Source organism: Nonomuraea lactucae (assembly GCF_003313395.1).
Lineage (GTDB): Bacteria > Actinomycetota > Actinomycetes > Streptosporangiales > Streptosporangiaceae > Nonomuraea > Nonomuraea lactucae.
This window is the reverse complement of the sequence record NZ_QNFZ01000107.1, coordinates 1-1,335: the sequence shown is the minus strand read 5'-3', so window position 1 is coordinate 1,335 and position 1,335 is coordinate 1. Positions and strand designations below refer to the sequence as shown.

General features: G+C 67.2%; 1 protein-coding gene. It reads left to right on the top strand.

The features are described 5' to 3' along the window. Positions 1-9: 9 nt before the first annotated feature. On the top strand, positions 10-1,335 hold a 1,326-nt coding region (locus tag DQW85_RS07665), incomplete at its 3' end, for an AMP-binding protein (protein WP_275888182.1).

The window sequence follows — 1,335 nt, the reverse complement described above, 5'->3', positions numbered from 1 at the left end:
ACGCTGCCGTTGCGCGCTCGGGTGCCTTCCGATGTGGCGTTCATCGAGTGGCTTCGGGAGTTGCAGGACAACCAGGTTGCCTTGCAGCGGTTCGAGTACACGCCGCTGGTCGATGTGCAGCGGTACTCGGCGGTGCCTCGCGGGACGTCGCTGTTCGACAGCATCATGGTGTTCGGCAACTACCCGCAGGAAGAACTGCCGGATGGTGTGGCCGTCCCGGGCAACGGGCTGGGGTTCGTCTCCCTGGAGTCGCTGGAGCAGGGCAACTATCCGATCACCTTCGCGGTTGACCTTGATGGATCACTGCGTCTGGAAGTGGAATTCTCCACCGCCGCCTTCGACGGGGCGACGGTTGATCGGCTCCTGGAGCAGTTCGCTCAGGTGCTGGACGCGGTGGCGACTGACGGTGGCGAGGTCCTGGTCCGCGACGTGGCGCTGGCTTCGGCTGGGGAGTCGGCCGAGCTGGTGCGCTGGGGCGCCGGGGCGGCTGCCAACGGTGCTCTTGTGTCGGTGCACCGGTTGGTGGAGGAGTGGGGCTCCGTCAGTCCGGATGCGGTGGCGGTGGTATGTGGGTCGGAGCGGTTGACGTTCGGGGAGTTGGAGGTCCGGGCTTCTCAGCTGGCGGCGGTGCTGGCGGGGTGTGGGGTTGGCCCTGAGGTACCGGTGGGGGTGCTGCTGGGTCGGGGCGTTGATCTGGTGGTGGCGTTTGTCGCGGTGTTGAAGTGTGGTGGGGTGTATGTGCCGTTCAACCTGGGGTATCCGGCTGAGCGGCTCGCCTTCATGCTGGACGACTGCGGTGCTGCTGTGGTGGTGACCGACAGCGGGCTGGCAGGGGGGCTGCCGGACTTCGATGGGCCGGTTGTGCTGGTGGATCGGCTGGACCAGGCGCCGGGCTGGGGCACTGGTGATGGGGCGCGGGCTGTTGGGCGCGTGATGCCGATCGCCGGCGAGGGGCTGGCGTATGTGGCCTACACCTCTGGGTCGACGGGGCGGCCGAAGGGGGTTGGGGTTTCGCATCGGGCGCTGGCTGGTTATGTCGCCGGTTGGGGTGCGGCGTTGGAGCGGGTGGGTGGTCCTGGTGTGGTGTTGTCGATGGCGGGGGCTGGGTTCGATGTGTCGGTGGGTGACATTGTCCGGGCTCTTTGTTTCGGGCGGAGCGTGGTGTTCTTGCCGCAGTCGGACTTCGTGTCGGTGGAGGAGTTGTATCGCGCGCTGGATGAGCATCGGGTCGAGGTCGCCGAGATCGTTCCCGGCACGCTGCTGCGGGATCTGGCCGCCTACTGCCGCCGTCACGGCGGCTTGGAGAGCTTGCGCCTGGTGATCTCCGGTACCGAT